The sequence below is a fragment of the Acinetobacter johnsonii genome (genome assembly GCF_048551975.1).
GTDB lineage: Bacteria > Pseudomonadota > Gammaproteobacteria > Pseudomonadales > Moraxellaceae > Acinetobacter > Acinetobacter johnsonii_A.
This window is the reverse complement of record NZ_JBIMCF010000001.1, coordinates 174,596-192,957: the sequence shown is the minus strand read 5'-3', so window position 1 is coordinate 192,957 and position 18,362 is coordinate 174,596. Positions and strand designations below refer to the sequence as shown.

Sequence of the window (18,362 nt, the reverse complement as noted above, 5' to 3'; positions counted from 1 at the left end):
AATTTAGCATAATTATAAGTCAATCTCCTAAAATAATGGATATGAATTAATATTTAAAATCACATACTGACGACGAAATTTAAGATTCATAAAACGCTTGACGCGAAGTATTTGCCACATGAGGTGTTCTGCATCAGTAGCGGTGTGGCGCATGGATTTGGCGAAGGCAAATAATCAGCAGGTTAAAAAAAAGCATCGTCAAAATGACGATGCTTGGAATGACAATCAATGCTAAAAATTACTCAAATGACCAACTAAATGCTCTGCTTTTCAGTAAAATTTTTAAGTAATCAAAATCCTTATAATCATTTAAACGCTTTTCATCTCTTAACAGTTTTGCTTGAATATCTGCTAAATCGTGTTGATATTTTTTTGTCAAATCAACAGGTTTAAAACGCTGTTTGTAAAAACCAGAGCTTTCCCAATCAAATGAGTAAATAATGTGATCTAACTCAATTTGCAATTGCTCAATTTGATCTTCTAGCAATAGATTATAAGATTTCAAATGTTCATTTGCGATTTTAACTGCTTGTTTTTGACCACCTTGTTCTGTATAAGCACGTAACTTTAACAGCGTAAGTAAATCTTTTTCTTCAAGTGCAGTATTTGCTTGCTGCAAAAGCTCAGTTTTCTCTATACGTTTTTGCTCGTCTCGTTCACGGTCAGGATGGATCATAGAGGCAATTTTTAAATAAATGCTTTTTAATGACTGCCCTGCCATTTTTTTTGCATCTTCAAGTTGCATTTGCTTCTTTAAAATTTTCTTTTTTTCTTTTTCTGCAAACTTTTGATATGCCTCACGTTCATGATCATTAAGTTGATTTTGAATGAAATCAGCTTCCTCTCGATCAAACTTTTCTTTTACTTTTTGCATAAACTCTTCAAGATTTTCGAGATCAAAATCAAAGTCAATCCAGTCCTCAGACACACCTAATTGATCTGCAAAAATTTCTTTCATCACTTGTTTTTGCATCATTTCATCAACATCATGCTCTGAATGAAAATCATCTTCTGTATTCTCTACTTGTGAGGTAAGCAAATGATCACGGTCTTCTAAAATTTTATAAAATTGAGCAATTACGATGGTCAATGCATGTTGCTCTTCAGACAGATTGGGATTATCTAACAGTTGACTCACTAAAATTGAGATTTTTTCATCTAAACGCTCTAAATGGGTTTTAGCAAATTTATGCGATTGTTTATATTGCCAAAGTACCTCTAGTTGACTAAATAAAACTTGGTGCCATTGGGCATATAATGGCAAGAGTTCAACACTTGCATCCTCCTGTACTTTTTGTTGTGCTTGTTGCCACTCAACCAAAGAGAGTTGTAATTTCTCAATTTTTTGAATCTGACGATTAAACTTTTTTTGTTGTGGAGATAAATTTTCAGTTTCTTGATACAAACTTAAATCTAAAATGCTCATGACTTTATTTCAATACAAATGCGATTTGACTCAATATTTTAACAGAAAGCATGCCTACGACTATTTGTTTAAAAAGTAAAATCTTATCTCATAGAACCCCATGCTCCATCAAGATCTTCATCCCACTCACCTTTTTCATATGCTTTAAACGTTCCTTTTCCCACTTCAACTGCTGTTTTAACTCGGTAGCATCCTGATCTATGACCTTATACACATCACTCATTTTGAGCTGTTTGGTATTGATATGACTACTCAAGTGAAAAGACGCAAAGATCTCATCTAATTGACCTTGTAAACTCTGACTCTGCGCTTCCAAAGCCAACTGGTAAAACTTCACTTGCTCAGAACTTAAAGCTTTTGAGCTTAAGCCTTTATTAGTCTCTAGCTGTAACTGGAGTTTCAGTAAATAAAATAAATCCTGCGCTGCATAAGCATCATTGACCTTCTGCAAAAGTTCAGTTTTTTCTAATTTCTTCTCTTCATCAGGTTCACGGTCAGGGTGAATCATTGCAGCAATTTTTAAATACACGGTTTTCAGTGACTGTGCTGCCATTTTGGCTGCTTGCTCACGTTTTTCTTGTTGTTTTAACAGCTTGGCACGTTCTCGCTCTGCTTCATACTGAGCAGAATCGTATTCATAATTTTCCCAGTCCACATCCACGTTTTGTTCTACCGTTTCAGCAAGCTCATGACTTTGTATTGAGTTTGCTTTGGCTTTCTTCGCACGTATATGCTCTGCATGCTGCATATAGAAAGTATCAATTTTCTCTACTTGCTCTTTCTGCGCTGAAGTTAGCATCTGTGATTTTTTTAGCATCTTGGCTAAAGCGGCTATTTTGGTGTCAATATGCGCCAGATCAACTTTGCTAAAGGCATCGCTAGCTAAGTGATTCCACAGGGTTTCGAGCTGTACAAATAACACCGTATGTAACTCGCTATAAACAGCTAAAAGCTTACTGCGCGTATAGTTTTGAATATCGGCTTGCGCATTTTTCCATGTCGCCAGTTCTTGTTTTTGTTGTTCAATCTGGTCAATTAAGCGATTTAATTTTTTCTGCTGCGGGCTAAGCCTCGCCTCTGGCTGAGCCGTCGTTTTTAACGCTGAAGACATAACCCATCCAACCCAGTACAAAAAAGAAATTATAACGCGATCTGAGTCCACAAGCAGTGATCTCTCTCTTTAAACCAAGTTTAAATCTGAGTGATTCAAATTTTAAATAAAAAAGCCCATCATTCGATGAGCATTTTATTTAGCGAAATAGCTTTACCAATAGTTTTCGACCGCAATATTTCCTTCACCACGGCGGTTCATGGTCAGGCCACGTGCTTTCAGGGCTTCTTTGGTGTCTTCAACCATTTGCGGATTACCACACAGCATCACATGGCTGGTTTCAGGGTTTAGACTTAAACCAACTGCTTTTTCCAAGTCACCATTTTCAATCAGTACAGGTAAGCGGTCATGCAGTGGCGCATGCGGATCACGGGTAATAATCGGCACAAATTTAAAGCCCGTATGCCCCTCACCAAAAGTCTCTGCAATTTCCTGAATACGTGTTGCATAGGCCAGTTCAGAGGCTGTGCGTACGCTATACACCAGTGTAATGCTCTCGTACTTCGACCACGTCTCAAAGTCCTGTAACATCGAAATAAAAGGTGCAAGTCCTGTGCCCGTGCCCAGTAACCATAAATCTTTTGGTAACGGCAACTGATAACGCGCCAAAGTCAAAAAGCCATACGGGATCTTTTCGAGATAGATCTCATCATTAACTTTTAAATGTTGTAAATTTGAGGTGAATGCACCTTCAGGCACCACAATCGAGAAAAACTCTAAAGTTTCATCAAAGGGAGAGGACACCACCGAATACGCTCGAACCACCAATTCATCACCCACTTTGATGCCAATACGGGCAAATTGTCCTGCGGTAAACTTAAAATGTGCAGGTCGCGTCATGGTGAAGCTAAAAAGTGTATTGGTCCAACGGTGTACGGATAAAACCTTTTCTAGGCTAAATTTTTCAATTGACATGATTTCAGCGTGGCATCAAAGACGTTGCTCATGTTAGCATGACCACATAATTTGTTAATATTTTTTAAATGTTAAGGCTATATTCATGCGCATGACTTTACGCCAGTTGGCGGTTTTTGTAGCAGTTGCTCAAGAAGGCACAGTAACCAAAGCCAGTGATGCGGTTCGACTCACCCAGAGTGCTGCGAGTATGGCTTTAGCAGATCTAGAAGACGGTTTGGGGGCTCCTCTGTTTGACCGTCTAGGTAAGCGTCTTCAACTCAATGATTTGGGTCGTTTCCTACTGCCACAAGCTTTAGAAATTTTGGGTCGCTGTGATGCTTTCGAGCAAGCCGCTAAAGGTGAATTACAAAGCATTGATTTACGTTTAGGTGCAACCCTGACCATCAGTGACTACCTCATGCCTGACCTGATGGCTGACTTTTTACAAATTCAGCCTCAGGCTCATTTACAGCTGCAAGTTGGCAACACTCGCCAAATGATTGAGGCGGTGAATCAGTTCCAACTAGATTTGGCCCTGATTGAAGGCTCTTGTCACTTGCCACAGCTCCAGTGCATTCACTGGCGTGATGATGAATTAGCGGTCTGCTGTGCACCAGACCATCCTTTGGCTCAGTTAAATCGCACATTAACCCCTGATGACTTTAAATCGGTCGAATGGATCTTGCGTGAAGAAGGTTCAGGTACGCGTGAAGTGTTTGATAATGCTATTTTGAAAGACTTGCCTGATGCCAATATACGTCTGACCTTGGGTCATAATGAAGCGATTTTAAAAATCGTGGCGGGTGGTTTAGGGATGTCATGTATTTCAAAACTGGCAACAGAGCCTTTGCGCGAAAAAGGCCAGTTGGTAGTGCTTGACACGCCGTTTTGGTCTCTCACGCGTCCACTGTTCATGTTGGTGCATCGTCAGAAGTACCAAGGCCCAGGACTCAAAGCCTTTATGAAATTCTGCGAAAAATAAGTAAGTAAAAAGCACCCGAGGGTGCTTTTTTTATTTCCCAAATTGGCGCTCACAAGGCTCACCATCATTGTTGCCATCCATTTTAGTATTTGGACAGTTCCTTAAAAAGTATAGCGCTTCTTCATAAGAACGCATTTGAGAGCAATGGGTTCGTCCATCGCACTTAAACTGTCCAGTGCTGACAGGTAAACGACCATTTTGTTTATCAATACTTTCCGTTACGCGTTCAGAGCGCGGCTGATTGGTCTGATGCAGACCTACATCTAAATTACGCTTCCCTTGCTCAGAAAGGATTTGATCGGGTAACTTTCCTAGAGCTTTACGCTGTTCTTCTACAATCTGTTGTTGCTCGAGCATCAACTGTTCAGCTTTACGCTGTTTTTCTACACTATAACTTTGATATTTCCCATAGGTCAAAAAGCCCAATACCGCGACGATAATGATCCCAATCACGGTGATGATGGTACTTTTATGCCCTGCCTCATGGTACCGTGGTGAGGCTTGGGTACGCGTTTTTTTCTTATTTGATGGTGTCATTGCTTTGCTTTCTGAGGTCAGACCAAGCCGCTGGATATTGCCAGCCTTAAACTTGCCTTGGTCTTCTACAATCATAAACTGAAGTGCCTCACCAAGCTTGGGTTCAATATTGTTGTGTGGCAAATCTTTGATATGAAAAAACACATCATCAATATCCCCTTCCACCTCAATGAAACCAAAACCACGTGAGGTACTAAAGCTTTTGATTTTCCCTTTCAGAAACATAATTTGCTCTATTTAATTGTATTTTTCGTATTGTAATCAATAAAAAAGAGGCTAAAAATCCTCTTTGCTTCAAAATGCAAAGATTAATCTTTGTAGGATTGAACTCTGAATCAACGCTGACTCAGCGTCGAAAATTAGATAATAAATCTGTGGTGATCGATTTATTATGGCTTGAGACTCTCGACTTCTTGGCTTTGGGAGAGTTGTCTTCAACCCGCTCAATTTTAATCGCTTTATAGCGATCGCCATTTTCAACCACATTAAACTTCACACGTTCATTGCGTTTCGGCTCACCTGAGTCTGCAGGAAAATCCGAGATATGAAAAAATACGTCACCTTCAGGTGAGGAAATAAAGCCAAAACCTTTGTCAGCGTTATATTGCTTAACTTTACCTTGATATTGCTCGGCCTTCATAAACAGATCCTAATATGTACACGCTTTGTTGTAGTATATAAAAAAGAGGCTATAAAAGCCTCTTTTTGCTGGGGCTTAATCTTAATCTTTTTGAACTGAACCAAAGATTTTGTCGCCCGCATCGCCTAGACCCGGCACAATATAACCATTGGCATTTAAGCCTTGGTCAATTGAAGCCGTGAAAATAGTGACATCTGGGTGCGCATCCAAAACACGTTTAATGCCTTCAGGCGCCGCAACCAACACCATCACACGAATGTCTTTACAGCCACTTGCTTTCAATACATCAATCGCAGCAACCAATGAAGAACCCGTTGCAAGCATTGGGTCGATGATCATCGCTAAACGGTTTTGTACATCTGGAACTAATTTTTTGTAATAAGTACGTGCTTCAAGCGTTTCTTCATCACGCTCTAAACCCAGTACAGACACTTTGGCACTTGGGATCAGGTTTAAAAAACCATCCAACATACCAATACCCGCACGTAAAATTGGCACAACCGTGATTTTTTTACCCACAATGCGATCTACCGTTACTTTACCATTCCAACCATCAATTTCATGGTCGCAAACAGGCAAATCTTTGGTCGCTTCATAGGTCAACAGCATGGTCACTTCTTGAGCCAGCTCACGGAAGTTTTTCGTGCTGATATCTGCACGACGAAGAAGACCAAGCTTATGACGAATCAGTGGATGACGAATTTCATGGATAGCCACGGGAGAGCACCTAAAAGGTAAAATAAAATTCCTTACATTATAAAGCTTTTTATCGTGCGATAAAAACAAAAAAGCCCCCAATTGATGGAGGCTTTTTTGTTAAAACGAAACGTTTTTAAAAATTAGTGCTGTTGAGAAAGCATAAAGTGGATTGGAGATAAGATCTCTGACTGAAGTGCTAACTTGATAATTGGATCTGGATAGATACCAATCACAAGCACTGCTGCCGCAGCTAAAAGCACCATAATACCACCCACTTTTTGACCCCAATGATCCACAGCATCTGCACGAGGTGCATCTGGTGGTGTCATGTACATAACAACCATCACACGGAGGTAGTAGTACAGACCAATACCAGAACCAACGATGATCATCGCAGCAAGGAACCAGTGCTGAGTCGTTACCGCAGCCATGACTACAAGGAACTTACCAATGAAGCCCGCTGTCAATGGAATACCTGCAAGCGATAGCATCATCACGGTTAATACGGCAGTCAACACTGGACGACGCCAGAATAGACCACGGTAGTCCGCTAGACTTTCTGCTTCGTCTACGTTGTTGTATGGACTAGACATCAATGCAACTGCACCGAACGCACCAATCGTAGTTAACACATAAGTGATTACATAGACCGATACATTACCAAGGCTTGCATAAGTCATGCTGATTAAACCAATCAACAAGTAACCAAAGTGCGCAATTGAAGAGTATGCCAAGATACGTTTCAAGTTCACTTGTTTCACTGCAAGGAAGTTACCCACCAAGATTGATAAGACTGCAATCACAGTTAAAATCGTGATGATAGAGTCAACTAGGATCGCACCTGAAGTTAAGATGTAACGTACAAACAAGCCAATTGTTGCGACTTTTGCAGCCGTTGCAAGGAAAGTTGCCATCGGTGTTGGTGCACCTGCATAAACGTCTGGTGTCCATTTGTGGAATGGCGCTAAAGACAGTTTAAATGCCACAGCAAAAACAATCAGGCCTAAACCTAAAAGCACCATCGGTTGCTGGATGTTTTGCATTAACGCTTGAACATTGTCATAGAACGACATTGAACCTGTGTACGCGTAAATGTAAGCCATACCCATCAACAACATTGCTGAAGCTGTTGCTGAAAGCACCAAGTACTTCACACCCGCTTCTAAAGACTTAGAGCGCTGGTGTGTATACGCCAATAAGCCATATACAGGAATCGACATCAACTCAAGGCTAATGAAGAACGATGCATAGTGAGAGCTTGCCACCATTAACATTGCACCAGTCACTGATGACAACATTAAGATATACAGTTCTTCACGGTTATCTTTATAGCTTTCGATATAGGCATGCGACAGAGTACAGCATGCCAAAGCAGCAATTAGAATAATTACTTGGTACAGCAAGGTGAACGCATCCACCATGAACATACCCATCACGTTCGCAGATTTAAAAGCACCACCGAACATTGTGAATAGTACATATGCTGCTGCAAGGTTTAAGCCCACCACTGATGCTGTCGCAATTAAGTTATGGTTACGCTTAATTGCAGTAAGAATCATCACGACAATCGTTGTTAAAGCAACGATCATCACAGGAGCTAAAGGCATAAGCTCAGAAAATGACATTGTGAAGTTCATGACTTATTGCATCTCCACATTTTCGAGTTGAACAGTTGCTTGACCAGCAACGTCAACGACTTCTTGTACAGGAATGTAGCTGTTCGCTAACCACGCCATGCTTGAATTTGAAATATCAAGGAAGCTTTGTGGGTACAAACCAAGCCATAACAGACCGAAAGCACAGATTAACAAGATCACTACTTCACGCGCATTTAAATCTTTCAATGGATTGTTGTAGTGCTGCTGTTGTTCTTCGTTTGGCGTACCAAACAATGCTTTGTGGATCAGAATCAAGCCATAAAGACCCGCAAATACTAAGCTTACAGCTGCAAGAATAGTAAACACTGGGAATTTTGCATAAGAACCCATCAAGATCAGGAACTCACCAATAAAGTTACCTAGACCCGGAATACCTACAAGCGCCGCCACGAAGAACATGAGGAAGAATGCAAGATATGGGAACTGACCACGCATACCACCCATTAAACGCATATCACGTGTATGAACACGCTCGTACACTTGACCACACATAATGAACAATGCAGCAGATGATAGGCCATGTGCCAACATCATGATCATCAAACCTTGGAAGGTTAAGATGTTACCTGCGTAAATCGCAAGTAAAACAAAGCCCATGTGTGAAATTGACGTATACGCAAGTAAACGTTTCATATCGGTTTGCTGGAAAGCACACCAAGCACCGTAGAAGATACCAATTAAACCGAAAATGATCGCGATGTCTGCAAACTGTGCAGAAGCCGCTGGGAAGAATGGAATCACAAAACGTAGTAAACCATATGCAGCGGTCTTAATTAAGATACCTGCAAGGTCAACCGAACCTGCTGTAGGTGCTTGTGCATGCGCATCTGGTAACCAGCCGTGTAATGGGAAAACTGGAAGTTTTACCGCAAAACCGACAAATAAACACAGCATGAATGCATAAGCAACGGTAGGTAATTCTTTGTCTAAAGTGTTGGCTACAGCTAATAAGTAGTTGTAATCAAAACCGATCATACCTGTCATCATGTAACCATAAACCACTAGGCCTAGGATACCGATCAACATAATAAGACCAGCGACTTGCGTATAGATAAAGAATTTGGTTGCAGCGTAAACACGTGATTTACCTTCTGCCCCTTTATGACCCCAAAGCGCGATCAAGAAGTAGATAGGTACAAGCATCATCTCCCAGAAGAAGAAGAACAAGAACATGTCAATCGCTAAGAATACACCGATCACACCACCCAAAGACCATAAAAGGTTTAAGTGGAAGAAACCAACATTCTTTTGAATTTCACCCCAAGAACAGCCGACAGCCAACACACCTAAAAGTGCCGTTAAGCCCACCATTAATAGAGATAGGCCATCCACCGCTAAATGGATGTTAATGCCTAAAGTTTGAATCCATGGCAACATGAATTCAGCAGACCACGATGGCACTTTCGCGCCAAGTTCGTAGTTAAATGTACCTGTTTGCCACAACGCAAATGTTAAGCCCAAAGTAATGAGCATACCAATCAGCGCAATATAACGCGGCAGTTTGTCGTCGAGTTTGTCGACTAACCAACAAATAAAACCTGCAATGAACGGAACTAAGATCAGCGCGGGTAGAATCCAGTTGTTTGTGATTTCCATCTTATTTCCCCACGATCTGAGTTACGATCAAGACCATTAGTAATACAAAGATACCTAATGCCATGCTTGATGCGTAATCACGCAATGAACCCGTTTGACGTGAACTTGTGAAGCTATGACCACCTTTTACAAGTGCAGGCAAGACTAACCACAAACGATCAATTGGATCACGACCTAGAATCTTCGCAATAAGCAAATATGGTTTCACAAAAACGATGTCATAAAGCGCATCGAAGCCTAGTGCATTACGGCAAATGTTTGCAAGACCTGCACCCAATGACGTTTTAGCAAAGCCTTTCACTGCGCTATAAGCAAACGCAAACAAGACCACACCAATCACTAAACCAATCAATGCAATACCCACAGCAGTATATTCTGCGCTGTGCATACCATGTTCTAAAGCTTCAGGAATCACAAATGCTGGAATTTTTGCTGCATTTAAAATGCTTTCCACAGGTGCTTTAAGTGCCGCACCGACGAAAGTTGAAAGTACAGCAAGAATCGCCAAAGGTCCCCAGAATGTAATGCCTTTAATCGCATGATACCGTGTATTTTCTTTACCAAAGAACACAACCCAAATGAGACGGAATGTATAAATCGAGGTTAAGAAAGCACCTGCTACACCCACCCAATACAATGAGTTATATACTGCGATTGATTCACCTTGCACCCAAACTGCACCCAAGATCGCATCTTTCGAGAAGAAGCCGACTGTAATGAATGGAATCGCTGCCAATGCACCGCCACCAATGGCGAAACAAGCAAATAGGAATTTGTTCTTGTAGAACAAACCGCCCATCTTGAAGATGTTTTGTTCGTGGTGGTAAGCCAAAATCACTGCACCTGAAGACAAGAACAACAATGCCTTGAAGAATGCGTGAGTCAGCATGTGGAACAAGCCTGCTTGATAGGCTTCAGCACCCACAGCCATAAACATATAACCCAGCTGACTCATCGTTGAGTAAGCCAAAATACGTTTGATGTCGGTTTGAACCAATGCAGCAAAACCAGCCACTAACAGCGTTACCGCACCTGTGATTGAGATAAACATCATCACTTCAGGTGCCATTTCAAATACGGTGTACATACGGCAGCACAGGTAAACACCTGCGGTTACCATCGTTGCAGCGTGGATCAATGCAGATACAGGTGTAGGACCTGCCATTGCATCGGCCAACCATGTTTGTAATGGGATCTGTGCAGATTTACCTGCTGCACCCAAGAACAACATGAGTGCTGTCCAAATGGTTAAAGATGAACTTTGTGTCATCACTGTTGGTGCAGCTGCAACCACTTCCGCAATGTTTAAAGTACTAAACTGTTGGTAAATTAAGAACAAAGCGATCAGTAAGAAAACGTCACCGACACGTGTTACGGTAAATGCTTTAATTGCTGCAAAACCATTTGCAGGGTTTTGGTAGTAGTAACCAATCAACAAGTAAGAGCATAGACCTACGCCTTCCCAACCTAAGAACAATAACACTAAGTTATCGCCTAATACGAGCAGCAACATGCTAGCAACGAACAGGTTGAAATAAGAGAAGAAACGCGCGAAGTCTTCTTCACCACGCATATACCATGATGCAAAGATGTGAATTAAGAAACCCACACCTGTCACCATACCCATCATGAGCAGTGATAAACCGTCAAGATGTAAGCTAATGCCTGGGCTTAGATTGCCTACATTGAACCATGTCCAAAGATGTTGGACATAAGTTACTTTGCCATTATTAACAAAGTCTAGACCAGCGATCAAAGCAACCAATGCAGAAAGGCCAACCGCCCCCACACCAATAATGGCAGCGACATTTTCAGGAAGCTTGTTGCGACCTGCCGCTAAAAGGACAAAACCAATGAGCGGGAATAATACTGTTAAATATAAAAAACTCATCCGCGCATCTCACTAGCAGCATCCACATCCAAGTGATGGAAGCGATGGTAGAACTGAAGGACGATCGCAAGACCAATACAAGCCTCTGCCGCAGCAAGTGTCAAGATCAGGATAAACATGATCTGACCATCTGGTTGTACCCATGCACTACCAGCCAAAACAAACGCAAGCGCAGCTGCGTTCATCATGATTTCAAGGCTCATTAACATAAATAATAGATTGCGTCGCACCATCACACCGTAAAAACCCAGTGCAAAAAGAATGGTTGCAACAATCAAACCATGTTCTAAAGGAATGTTGCCCATTATTGTTTGTCCTCTTCTGCACCTGGTTCACGTTTGCCAAGATGGAATGCTGCAACCAACGCAGCAAGCAATAACATGGCAGCAACTTCAACCAATAATAAATAGTGAGTAAAGAGTGCTTGGCCAACGACTTTTGGACCCACAACTTCGGTACCCATAGCAGGCCCAGCCACTGTGTAGTCAGAGCCGAGCATCCACACCAACACCAAGCCCATTAAGAAGCTCATGAGTGCTGGATATGCCCAAGCAGACGATGTTAACCATTTACGTTCTTGTTCAACGGTGTGTTGACCAAGGTTTAACATCATCACTACGAATACGAATAACACCATGATCGCGCCTGCATAGACGATGATCTCAAGCGCACCAGCAAATGGCGCACCCACGATCATAAACATACCTGCAACCGCAAGAAGTGACACGATCAAGCTTAATAAAGCGTGTACAGGATTCGCGTTGGTCACAACACGAATCGTAGAAACAATGGCCACAAGTGCCATCAAATAAAATGGCCACATCATGGTAATAAGCTCCGTACATCAACTGGTGCGCTTTCACGCTGCGCTTGACCTTTGTCTTTTCCAGTTACAGCCATACCTGTTACGCGGTAGAAGTTGTAGTCTGGGTATTTACCAGGACCTGAAATGAGTAAGTTTTCTTTCTCATACACCAAGTCTTGACGAACGTATTCACCCAACTCGAAATCTGGCGTCATTTGAATTGCAGTCGTCGGACATGCTTCTTCACACATACCGCAGAAAATACAACGTGAGAAGTTAATACGGAAAAACTCTGGATACCAACGACCATCTTCCTTTTCTGCTTTTTGTAGTGAAATACAGCCAACAGGACATGCAACTGCACATAAGTTACACGCAACACAACGTTCTTCACCATCTGGGTCACGTGTTAACACGATACGACCCCGGAAACGTGGTGGAACAATTTGTTCGGCTGGCACTTCTGGGTAAAGAATGGTGTCACGTTTACGTGTCACGTGTGAGAAAACCATCCACAGTGAACGTACGATTGACCCAAACCCAGCTAGAATTTTATACATTTTATTCTCCCTGCCCCTACCACAGAATCACTGCGCCAGTAACTAATAAGTTAACTAACGCTAATGGTAAGCAAATCTTCCAACCAAAGTTCATCACTTGGTCATAACGCGGACGCATAAGTGAACCACGAGCCAAGACAAACATCATCACAAAGAATGCTGTTTTGATAATGAACCAGAATACGGGTGGAATGAACGGAATATCGATGTTAAATGGCGCTAACCAACCACCGAAGAATAGCGTGACGATGAGTGCAGAGATCAGAACCACGTTGACATATTCTGCAACGAAGAACATCCCCCATTTCATACCGCCATACTCGACGTGGTAACCTTCCGCCAATTCTTGTTCTGCTTCTGGTTGGTCAAATGGGTGACGGTGAGTAACCGCAACACCTGCAACCACGAAGATTAAGAAACCTAAGAACTGTGGAATAACAAACCATACATCTTTTTGTGCTTCTACAATTTCACGCATGTTGAATGAGCCTGCAATCGCAACCACACCCATCAATGAAATACCCAAGAACACTTCATAAGAAATGGTTTGTGCTGCTGAACGTAGACCACCGAGCAATGCATATTTGTTGTTTGATGACCAACCACCAAACAATACGGCATAGACTGCAATACCGGCCATTGCCATAAAGAACAATAGGCCAATGCTCATGTCTGACACACCTAAGTATGGTGATACAGGAATAACCATGAACGACAGCACCGCTGTTGCCATCGCAACTGCTGGTGCTAAACGGAAAGTCAATTTGTCAGCAAACTTTGGTGTCCAGTCTTCTTTGAACATGATTTTCAGCATGTCGGCAACGATCTGGAACATCCCCCCAGGACCTACACGGTTCGGACCATAACGGTCTTGCCATAAGCCCAGTAAACGACGCTCAATAAAAGACATCAACGCAGCGATGAGTACTACAACGAGTAAAATCACAATCGCTTGAATGACTGAGTAGGCAATTGGCCAGTTCTCAGCCCAAAGCGGCGTTTGACGGATTAATTCTTGTTGCATGAATTACGCTCCTACCGCGACTGATACAGGCTCAGCAAGTGAAACCGTAGGTGCAAGACCAACTGGATAACCAATATAACCTGTAGGTAAATAATCAATCACTTGAACTGGAAGTACAATCGAAGTCTCACCTGCTTTCACAGTGATTTTTTGACCATCTTGAACATTCAAACGAGTTGCATCTTGCTCACCCACTGCAAAGACTGCTTCAGGAATACGCGACTCCATTGCAGGTGTTTTCACAGTAAATTCACCAGAAGCAAAAATGTGATGCATTGGCACTAAACGGAAGCTATCAGGGTTTGCAACCACAACCGCAGGAGCTACGAAAGTACGTGCTGGACGCTTCGCTAAACGATCGAATAAACGCACACCCGAATCACCACCTTTTAAGTGACCACCGACGTTATCTTGGAATTTGTTCCAAGCTTGCGGTGAGTTCCAACCTGCTGACCATGCAAATGGTACCAGTGGAGACGGAGTCTGGTTCCCGACATAACCTTCCATAGAGAAGGTTAATGCAGAGTCGATATCTGTCGGTTGTTTCGGTTCATGCACGTTCAATGGTGCACGCATAGAAGTACGACCAGAGTAACGACGTGGTTCACGCGCAACTTTCAAACCATGGACACGGAAGCCCGCATCTGGAGCTACATCTTGAATCGCCTCAAGTGCAGGTACGTTTTTCGCAACTGACTCAATCACGTCATCAAGCAAGGTCCAAGAAATCGCTTTGCCCTTCACGCCAGTTTCAATGGCATGTAACCAGCGCCAAGATTCTTTGATCGCCAGTTCAGGTTTATAGTAGCTCGGGTCATACACTTGGTAGAAACGTTGTGCACGGCCTTCTTGAGAGACAACCGTACCATCGCCTTCAGCAAATGACGCAGCAGAAAGTACGATATCGGCTTTCTTGACAGTTTCAGTTTCAGAATGATCTAAAACAATCACTTCTTTATCTGCAAGTGCTGCTTCAACTTGTACCGCTGGCAAACGACGGAATAGATCATTTTCAACGATCACAACCGTGTCATAATCTTGTGCAAATGCTTGCTCTAAGCTTTGTCCACCGAAGATTGCTAAGCCCATTGAGTTCACTTCAGGAACGGTCAAGCTTAAGCCAGCGTTACCTAGGTTTTGCGCCACTTGTGCAGCCGCTTCCATGATCGCAGGATCTTGCAAGCTAGTACCTGAAATCACCAATGGTTTTTTCGCTGCTTTTAACGTGTCTGCAATGGTTTGTGCAAATGCTTTCGCATCGTCAGCAAGACCAGTAACTGTTTCACCTTTCACTGCAGCAGCAACCGCAAAACCTAAACGCGCGATGTCATTTGGAGAAGCAACCACTTCACCTGTCGCGACGTCAGATAGACGGGTTTGCGTTGCAGCCAAGATATAAATTGGAGATTTTGCGTCTTGTGCAATACGTTGCACAGGCTCAGCCAACCAATCTTGGGTACGACGTTCTGCCGCCATTTCTTTGGCTTTGTTTTTCGCCGCTTGACGTACAGACAACGCCATACGTGGTGCAGTTTGAGTTAAATCTTCACCCAAAATAAGCACAGCATCATAGCTTTCGATTTCACGCATACCAGGGTTATATACACCTTCGGTTTGCATAATCGATGCAGCCAATTCAACCAAGTTTTGCTCTTTTTGAGACATACCAGTTGAATAGTTCTCTTGACCGACTAATTCGCGAAGCGCGAAGTTCGACTCAAGTGATGCTCGCGGAGAACCAATACCTAAGACTTTTTTGCCTTGGATATTTGCAATTACGGTATCTAATGCCTGATCTACAGAAACTGTAGTGACTTCAGCACCATCACGGAACTGCGGTTGACGTGGACGGTCTGCACGGTTCACATAACCTGTACCAAAACGACCTTTGTCACACAAGAAGTATTGGTTGACTTCACCATTGAAACGGTTTTCGACACGACGAAGTTCGCCATAACGCTCACCCGGAGAAATATTACAACCCGAAGAACAGCCTTGGCATACGCTAGGTGCATACTGCATGTCCCACTTACGGTTATAACGTTCTGAGTGAGTTTTGTCGGTGAATACACCTGTAGGACATACTTCAGTTAAGTTACCCGAGAATTCAGATTCTAAAGTACCTGATTCTGGACGACCAAAGTAAACACGCGATGCATTGGCATAGACACCAAAGTCTGTACCACCAGCGTAGTCTTTGTAGTAACGAACACAACGGTAACATGCGATACAACGGTTCATTTCATGTGCAATGAACGAACCAAGCTCTTGGTTGTAGTGCGTACGTTTAGTGAAACGGTAACGACGACGGTCGTGTTGAGTCATCACGGTCATATCTTGTAAATGACAGTGACCACCTTCTTCACAGACTGGACAGTCGTGTGGGTGGTTCGTCATCAAGAACTCAACAATTGACGCACGGAAGTCTTTCGCTTCTTTGTCTTCAATCGAAATGTAGGTATTGTCAGATGCAGGCGTCATACATGACATGACTAAACGACCACGCGTATCTTCAGGATTCGCGTATTGAGTCACGGCACATTGACGGCAAGAACCGACAGAACCTAAGGATGGATGCCAACAAAAGTACGGGATATCAATACCCAAAGACAAACATGCTTGCAGCAAGTTCTCTGAGCCATTGACTTCGTACGATTTGCCATCGACATGAATTGTAGCCATAGTCGAATTCCTTAAGCTTGTTCTACGTTGCTAGTTTGCGCAGCAGCATTCACTACTTTTGCTTCAAACTCGCCACGGAAATATTTGAGTGCACCCATCAACGGTTCCATTGCACCTGGAGCATGGGCACAGAAAGTCTTACCAATCCAAAGCTTACGAGTAAGTTCTTGTAAGTGATCGATATCTTCTTTCTTACCTGTACCATCTTCCAATGCTTTCAGTGCTTTCACCGCCCACGGTAAACCATCACGACAAGGCGTACAGAAACCACATGACTCACGTGCAAAGAATTCTTCTAAGTTACGGGTTGCTGAAACCATACATTGCGTTTCATCCACCACCATCAGTAAACACGTACCTAAACGTGAACCTGCTTTCATGATGCTCTCAGCATCCATCGGTAGATCAATGTGTTCAGCAGCCAAGAAGTCGGTAGATGCACCACCTGGTAACCATGCTTTAAGCTTTAAGCCATCACGCATACCGCCCGCATAGTCTTCAATGACTTCACGCGCAGTTGTACCAAATGGAAGCTCCCAAAGACCAGGGAATTTCACCTTGCCAGATGCACCATAAATTTTTGTGCCTGGATCTTTCGACTTACCCGCAGATAAGCCGATATACCATTCAGGGCCACGCAACATGATTGCCGGTAAGTTATTGTAGGTCTCTACGTTGTTAACAATCGTAGGACGGCCCCAAGCACCTGCAACTTGTGGGAATGGCGGTTTCGTACGTGGGTTTGCACGGCGACCTTCAAGCGAGTTGATTAATGCAGTTTCTTCACCACAGATATAACGACCCGCACCAGTGTGCACATGCAACTCGAAGTTCCAGCCAGTTCCAAGGATGTCTTCACCCAAGTAACCTTTGGCACGAACTTGATCAAGCGCTTCATTTAAGTACGCAGCTGCTTCAATGTACTCGCCACGAATGAAGATATAACCATGGGTTGCTTCTAGCGTATACGCTGCAATCAACATCCCTTCGATCAATTGGTGAGGAAGTTTTTCCATCAACAAACGGTCTTTAAAGGTCCCTGGTTCCATCTCATCGGCATTACAAATCAAGTAACGTGGACCTGAGTTGTCATTTGGCGCCATCAATGACCATTTGATCCCTGCTGGGAAGCCAGCACCTCCACGGCCTTTTACAGTCGCAGCTTTAATCACTTCAAGCACATCTTTCGGTGGCATGGTGATTGCTTTTTTCAGACCCGCGTAACCTTCAAGCGCTTCGTAATCATCTGCATTACGCACGTGCTCTTGCTTGCTTAAACGCCAAGTTAATGGATGCGTTTCTGGGTTACCGTCACCATAAATTGGTCTTGGTTCGGTATTCATACATACTTCTCCAATAACTGTTGCACCGATGTCACCTCAACTAAACCGTGAGTATCTTCATCAATCATCAAGGTTGGGCCCTTATCGCAATTACCTAAACAACAAATTGGCAATAAGGTGAAACGACCATCTGCAGTCGTTTGACCAAACTGAATGCCTAACTCACGCTGGAATGCTTCTGCCAGTGTTTCTGCACCCATCAAAAAGCATGCAATCGAGTCACACAATAAAATCACGTGACGACCTACAGGCTGGCGATAAATACGGTTATAGAATGTTGCGACACCTTCTAAATCAGCAACGCTGATGGTGAGAAGCTGTGCAATTGCATTGAGCTGCGCATCATCTACCCAGCCATTACGGCGCTGTACACACTTCAAGGCATCTAAAGATGCTGCACGTGGATACGGATAATGACCAATGTGATGTTCAATTTCATGGATTTCTTCCGCAGTCAAAATCCCTTCAACATTCACACGTGGCTTTTTATCAGTCAAAATCATCATAATGC

17 protein-coding genes and 1 pseudogene are annotated in these 18,362 nt (G+C 43.0%); 1 reads left to right on the top strand and 17 read right to left on the bottom strand.

The genetic code is table 11. From position 1 onward, the window contains the following. Positions 1–57: 57 nt before the first annotated feature. From ACG9ZB_RS00905 to ACG9ZB_RS00890, 4 genes and pseudogenes are all read right to left on the bottom strand, one after another. Positions 58–174 (bottom strand): annotated as a pseudogene (locus ACG9ZB_RS00905) (DUF559 domain-containing protein); the annotation flags it as partial. Between the two features lie 64 nt (positions 175–238). Next, on the bottom strand, positions 239–1,426 hold the full coding sequence (locus tag ACG9ZB_RS00900) for a molecular chaperone DnaJ (protein ID WP_419323503.1): 1,188 nt from the start codon (positions 1,424–1,426) through the stop codon (positions 239–241). 88 nt (positions 1,427–1,514) lie between these two features. Next, the gene (locus ACG9ZB_RS00895) at positions 1,515–2,537 is read right to left on the bottom strand and encodes a molecular chaperone DnaJ (RefSeq protein ID WP_419323502.1); all 1,023 of its coding nucleotides are present in this window, start codon (positions 2,535–2,537) and stop codon (positions 1,515–1,517) included. 153 nt (positions 2,538–2,690) lie between these two features. Further along, the gene (locus ACG9ZB_RS00890; RefSeq protein ID WP_058870135.1) at positions 2,691–3,452 is read right to left on the bottom strand and encodes a ferredoxin--NADP reductase; all 762 of its coding nucleotides are present in this window, start codon (positions 3,450–3,452) and stop codon (positions 2,691–2,693) included. A gap of 85 nt (positions 3,453–3,537) precedes the next feature. Here ACG9ZB_RS00890 and gigC point away from each other — a divergent pair, with 85 nt between their 5' ends. After that, a complete protein-coding gene (gigC, locus tag ACG9ZB_RS00885) occupies positions 3,538–4,416 on the top strand; it encodes a LysR family transcriptional regulator GigC (protein ID WP_094148759.1) in 879 nt (292 codons plus the stop codon). Between the two features lie 30 nt (positions 4,417–4,446). Here the strand turns inward: gigC and ACG9ZB_RS00880 are convergent, their stop codons facing one another. From ACG9ZB_RS00880 to nuoE, 13 genes are all read right to left on the bottom strand, one after another. Beyond that, on the bottom strand, positions 4,447–5,178 hold the full coding sequence (locus ACG9ZB_RS00880; protein ID WP_419323499.1) for a cold shock domain-containing protein: 732 nt from the start codon (positions 5,176–5,178) through the stop codon (positions 4,447–4,449). A gap of 121 nt (positions 5,179–5,299) precedes the next feature. Beyond that, entirely contained in the window at positions 5,300–5,593 is a 294-nt protein-coding gene (locus ACG9ZB_RS00875; protein ID WP_419323497.1) for a cold shock domain-containing protein, read from the bottom strand. An 81-nt stretch (positions 5,594–5,674) separates the two neighbouring features. After that, complete coding sequence (gene upp / locus ACG9ZB_RS00870; protein ID WP_058870138.1) at positions 5,675–6,310, bottom strand: uracil phosphoribosyltransferase; 636 nt, start codon at positions 6,308–6,310, stop codon at positions 5,675–5,677. A 122-nt stretch (positions 6,311–6,432) separates the two neighbouring features. Further along, the gene (gene nuoN / locus ACG9ZB_RS00865; protein ID WP_419323495.1) at positions 6,433–7,929 is read right to left on the bottom strand and encodes an NADH-quinone oxidoreductase subunit NuoN; all 1,497 of its coding nucleotides are present in this window, start codon (positions 7,927–7,929) and stop codon (positions 6,433–6,435) included. A gap of 3 nt (positions 7,930–7,932) precedes the next feature. Beyond that, a complete protein-coding gene (nuoM, locus tag ACG9ZB_RS00860) occupies positions 7,933–9,540 on the bottom strand; it encodes an NADH-quinone oxidoreductase subunit M (RefSeq protein WP_171333655.1) in 1,608 nt (535 codons plus the stop codon). A 7-nt stretch (positions 9,541–9,547) separates the two neighbouring features. Next, the gene (gene nuoL / locus ACG9ZB_RS00855; RefSeq protein ID WP_419323493.1) at positions 9,548–11,437 is read right to left on the bottom strand and encodes an NADH-quinone oxidoreductase subunit L; all 1,890 of its coding nucleotides are present in this window, start codon (positions 11,435–11,437) and stop codon (positions 9,548–9,550) included. Further along, positions 11,434–11,742, bottom strand: coding sequence for an NADH-quinone oxidoreductase subunit NuoK (gene nuoK / locus ACG9ZB_RS00850; protein WP_004695395.1), 309 nt, complete (start codon positions 11,740–11,742; stop codon positions 11,434–11,436). The genes nuoL and nuoK overlap by 4 nt, the downstream gene beginning before the upstream one ends. Next, entirely contained in the window at positions 11,742–12,260 is a 519-nt protein-coding gene (nuoJ, locus tag ACG9ZB_RS00845; RefSeq protein ID WP_171264408.1) for an NADH-quinone oxidoreductase subunit J, read from the bottom strand. The genes nuoK and nuoJ overlap by 1 nt, the downstream gene beginning before the upstream one ends. Continuing rightward, on the bottom strand, positions 12,260–12,802 hold the full coding sequence (gene nuoI, locus ACG9ZB_RS00840; RefSeq protein WP_004651038.1) for an NADH-quinone oxidoreductase subunit NuoI: 543 nt from the start codon (positions 12,800–12,802) through the stop codon (positions 12,260–12,262). Before nuoI ends, nuoJ begins: the two co-directional genes overlap by 1 nt. 16 nt (positions 12,803–12,818) lie before the next feature. Continuing rightward, positions 12,819–13,826, bottom strand: coding sequence for an NADH-quinone oxidoreductase subunit NuoH (gene nuoH / locus ACG9ZB_RS00835; protein WP_110975556.1), 1,008 nt, complete (start codon positions 13,824–13,826; stop codon positions 12,819–12,821). Between the two features lie 3 nt (positions 13,827–13,829). Next, entirely contained in the window at positions 13,830–16,508 is a 2,679-nt protein-coding gene (gene nuoG, locus ACG9ZB_RS00830) for an NADH-quinone oxidoreductase subunit NuoG (RefSeq protein WP_419323491.1), read from the bottom strand. Between the two features lie 11 nt (positions 16,509–16,519). Continuing rightward, positions 16,520–17,851: an NADH-quinone oxidoreductase subunit NuoF gene (gene nuoF, locus ACG9ZB_RS00825; RefSeq protein WP_419323489.1), complete on the bottom strand. Its 1,332-nt coding sequence runs from the start codon at positions 17,849–17,851 to the stop codon at positions 16,520–16,522. Next, positions 17,848–18,357 (bottom strand): NADH-quinone oxidoreductase subunit NuoE, encoded by a 510-nt coding sequence (gene nuoE / locus ACG9ZB_RS00820; RefSeq protein ID WP_004975451.1) that lies wholly within the window; start codon positions 18,355–18,357, stop codon positions 17,848–17,850. Before nuoE ends, nuoF begins: the two co-directional genes overlap by 4 nt. Between the last annotated feature and the right edge of the window lie 5 nt (positions 18,358–18,362).

Bases quoted from the DNA above. Each gene is read 5' to 3' on its own strand.
- ACG9ZB_RS00900 (WP_419323503.1), bottom strand. From the start codon at position 1,426: ATGAGCATTTTAGATTTAAGTTTGTATCAAGAAACTGAAAATTTATCT.
- ACG9ZB_RS00895 (WP_419323502.1), bottom strand. From the start codon at position 2,537: ATGTCTTCAGCGTTAAAAACGACGGCTCAGCCAGAGGCGAGGCTTAGC.
- ACG9ZB_RS00890 (WP_058870135.1), bottom strand. From the start codon at position 3,452: ATGTCAATTGAAAAATTTAGCCTAGAAAAGGTTTTATCCGTACACCGT.
- gigC (WP_094148759.1), top strand. From the start codon at position 3,538: ATGCGCATGACTTTACGCCAGTTGGCGGTTTTTGTAGCAGTTGCTCAA.
- ACG9ZB_RS00880 (WP_419323499.1), bottom strand. From the start codon at position 5,178: ATGTTTCTGAAAGGGAAAATCAAAAGCTTTAGTACCTCACGTGGTTTT.
- ACG9ZB_RS00875 (WP_419323497.1), bottom strand. From the start codon at position 5,593: ATGAAGGCCGAGCAATATCAAGGTAAAGTTAAGCAATATAACGCTGAC.
- nuoN (WP_419323495.1), bottom strand. From the start codon at position 7,929: ATGAACTTCACAATGTCATTTTCTGAGCTTATGCCTTTAGCTCCTGTG.
- nuoL (WP_419323493.1), bottom strand. From the start codon at position 11,437: ATGAGTTTTTTATATTTAACAGTATTATTCCCGCTCATTGGTTTTGTC.
- nuoK (WP_004695395.1), bottom strand. From the start codon at position 11,742: ATGGGCAACATTCCTTTAGAACATGGTTTGATTGTTGCAACCATTCTT.
- nuoJ (WP_171264408.1), bottom strand. From the start codon at position 12,260: ATGTGGCCATTTTATTTGATGGCACTTGTGGCCATTGTTTCTACGATT.
- nuoI (WP_004651038.1), bottom strand. From the start codon at position 12,802: ATGTATAAAATTCTAGCTGGGTTTGGGTCAATCGTACGTTCACTGTGG.
- nuoH (WP_110975556.1), bottom strand. From the start codon at position 13,826: ATGCAACAAGAATTAATCCGTCAAACGCCGCTTTGGGCTGAGAACTGG.
- nuoG (WP_419323491.1), bottom strand. From the start codon at position 16,508: ATGGCTACAATTCATGTCGATGGCAAATCGTACGAAGTCAATGGCTCA.
- nuoF (WP_419323489.1), bottom strand. From the start codon at position 17,851: ATGAATACCGAACCAAGACCAATTTATGGTGACGGTAACCCAGAAACG.
- nuoE (WP_004975451.1), bottom strand. From the start codon at position 18,357: ATGATGATTTTGACTGATAAAAAGCCACGTGTGAATGTTGAAGGGATT.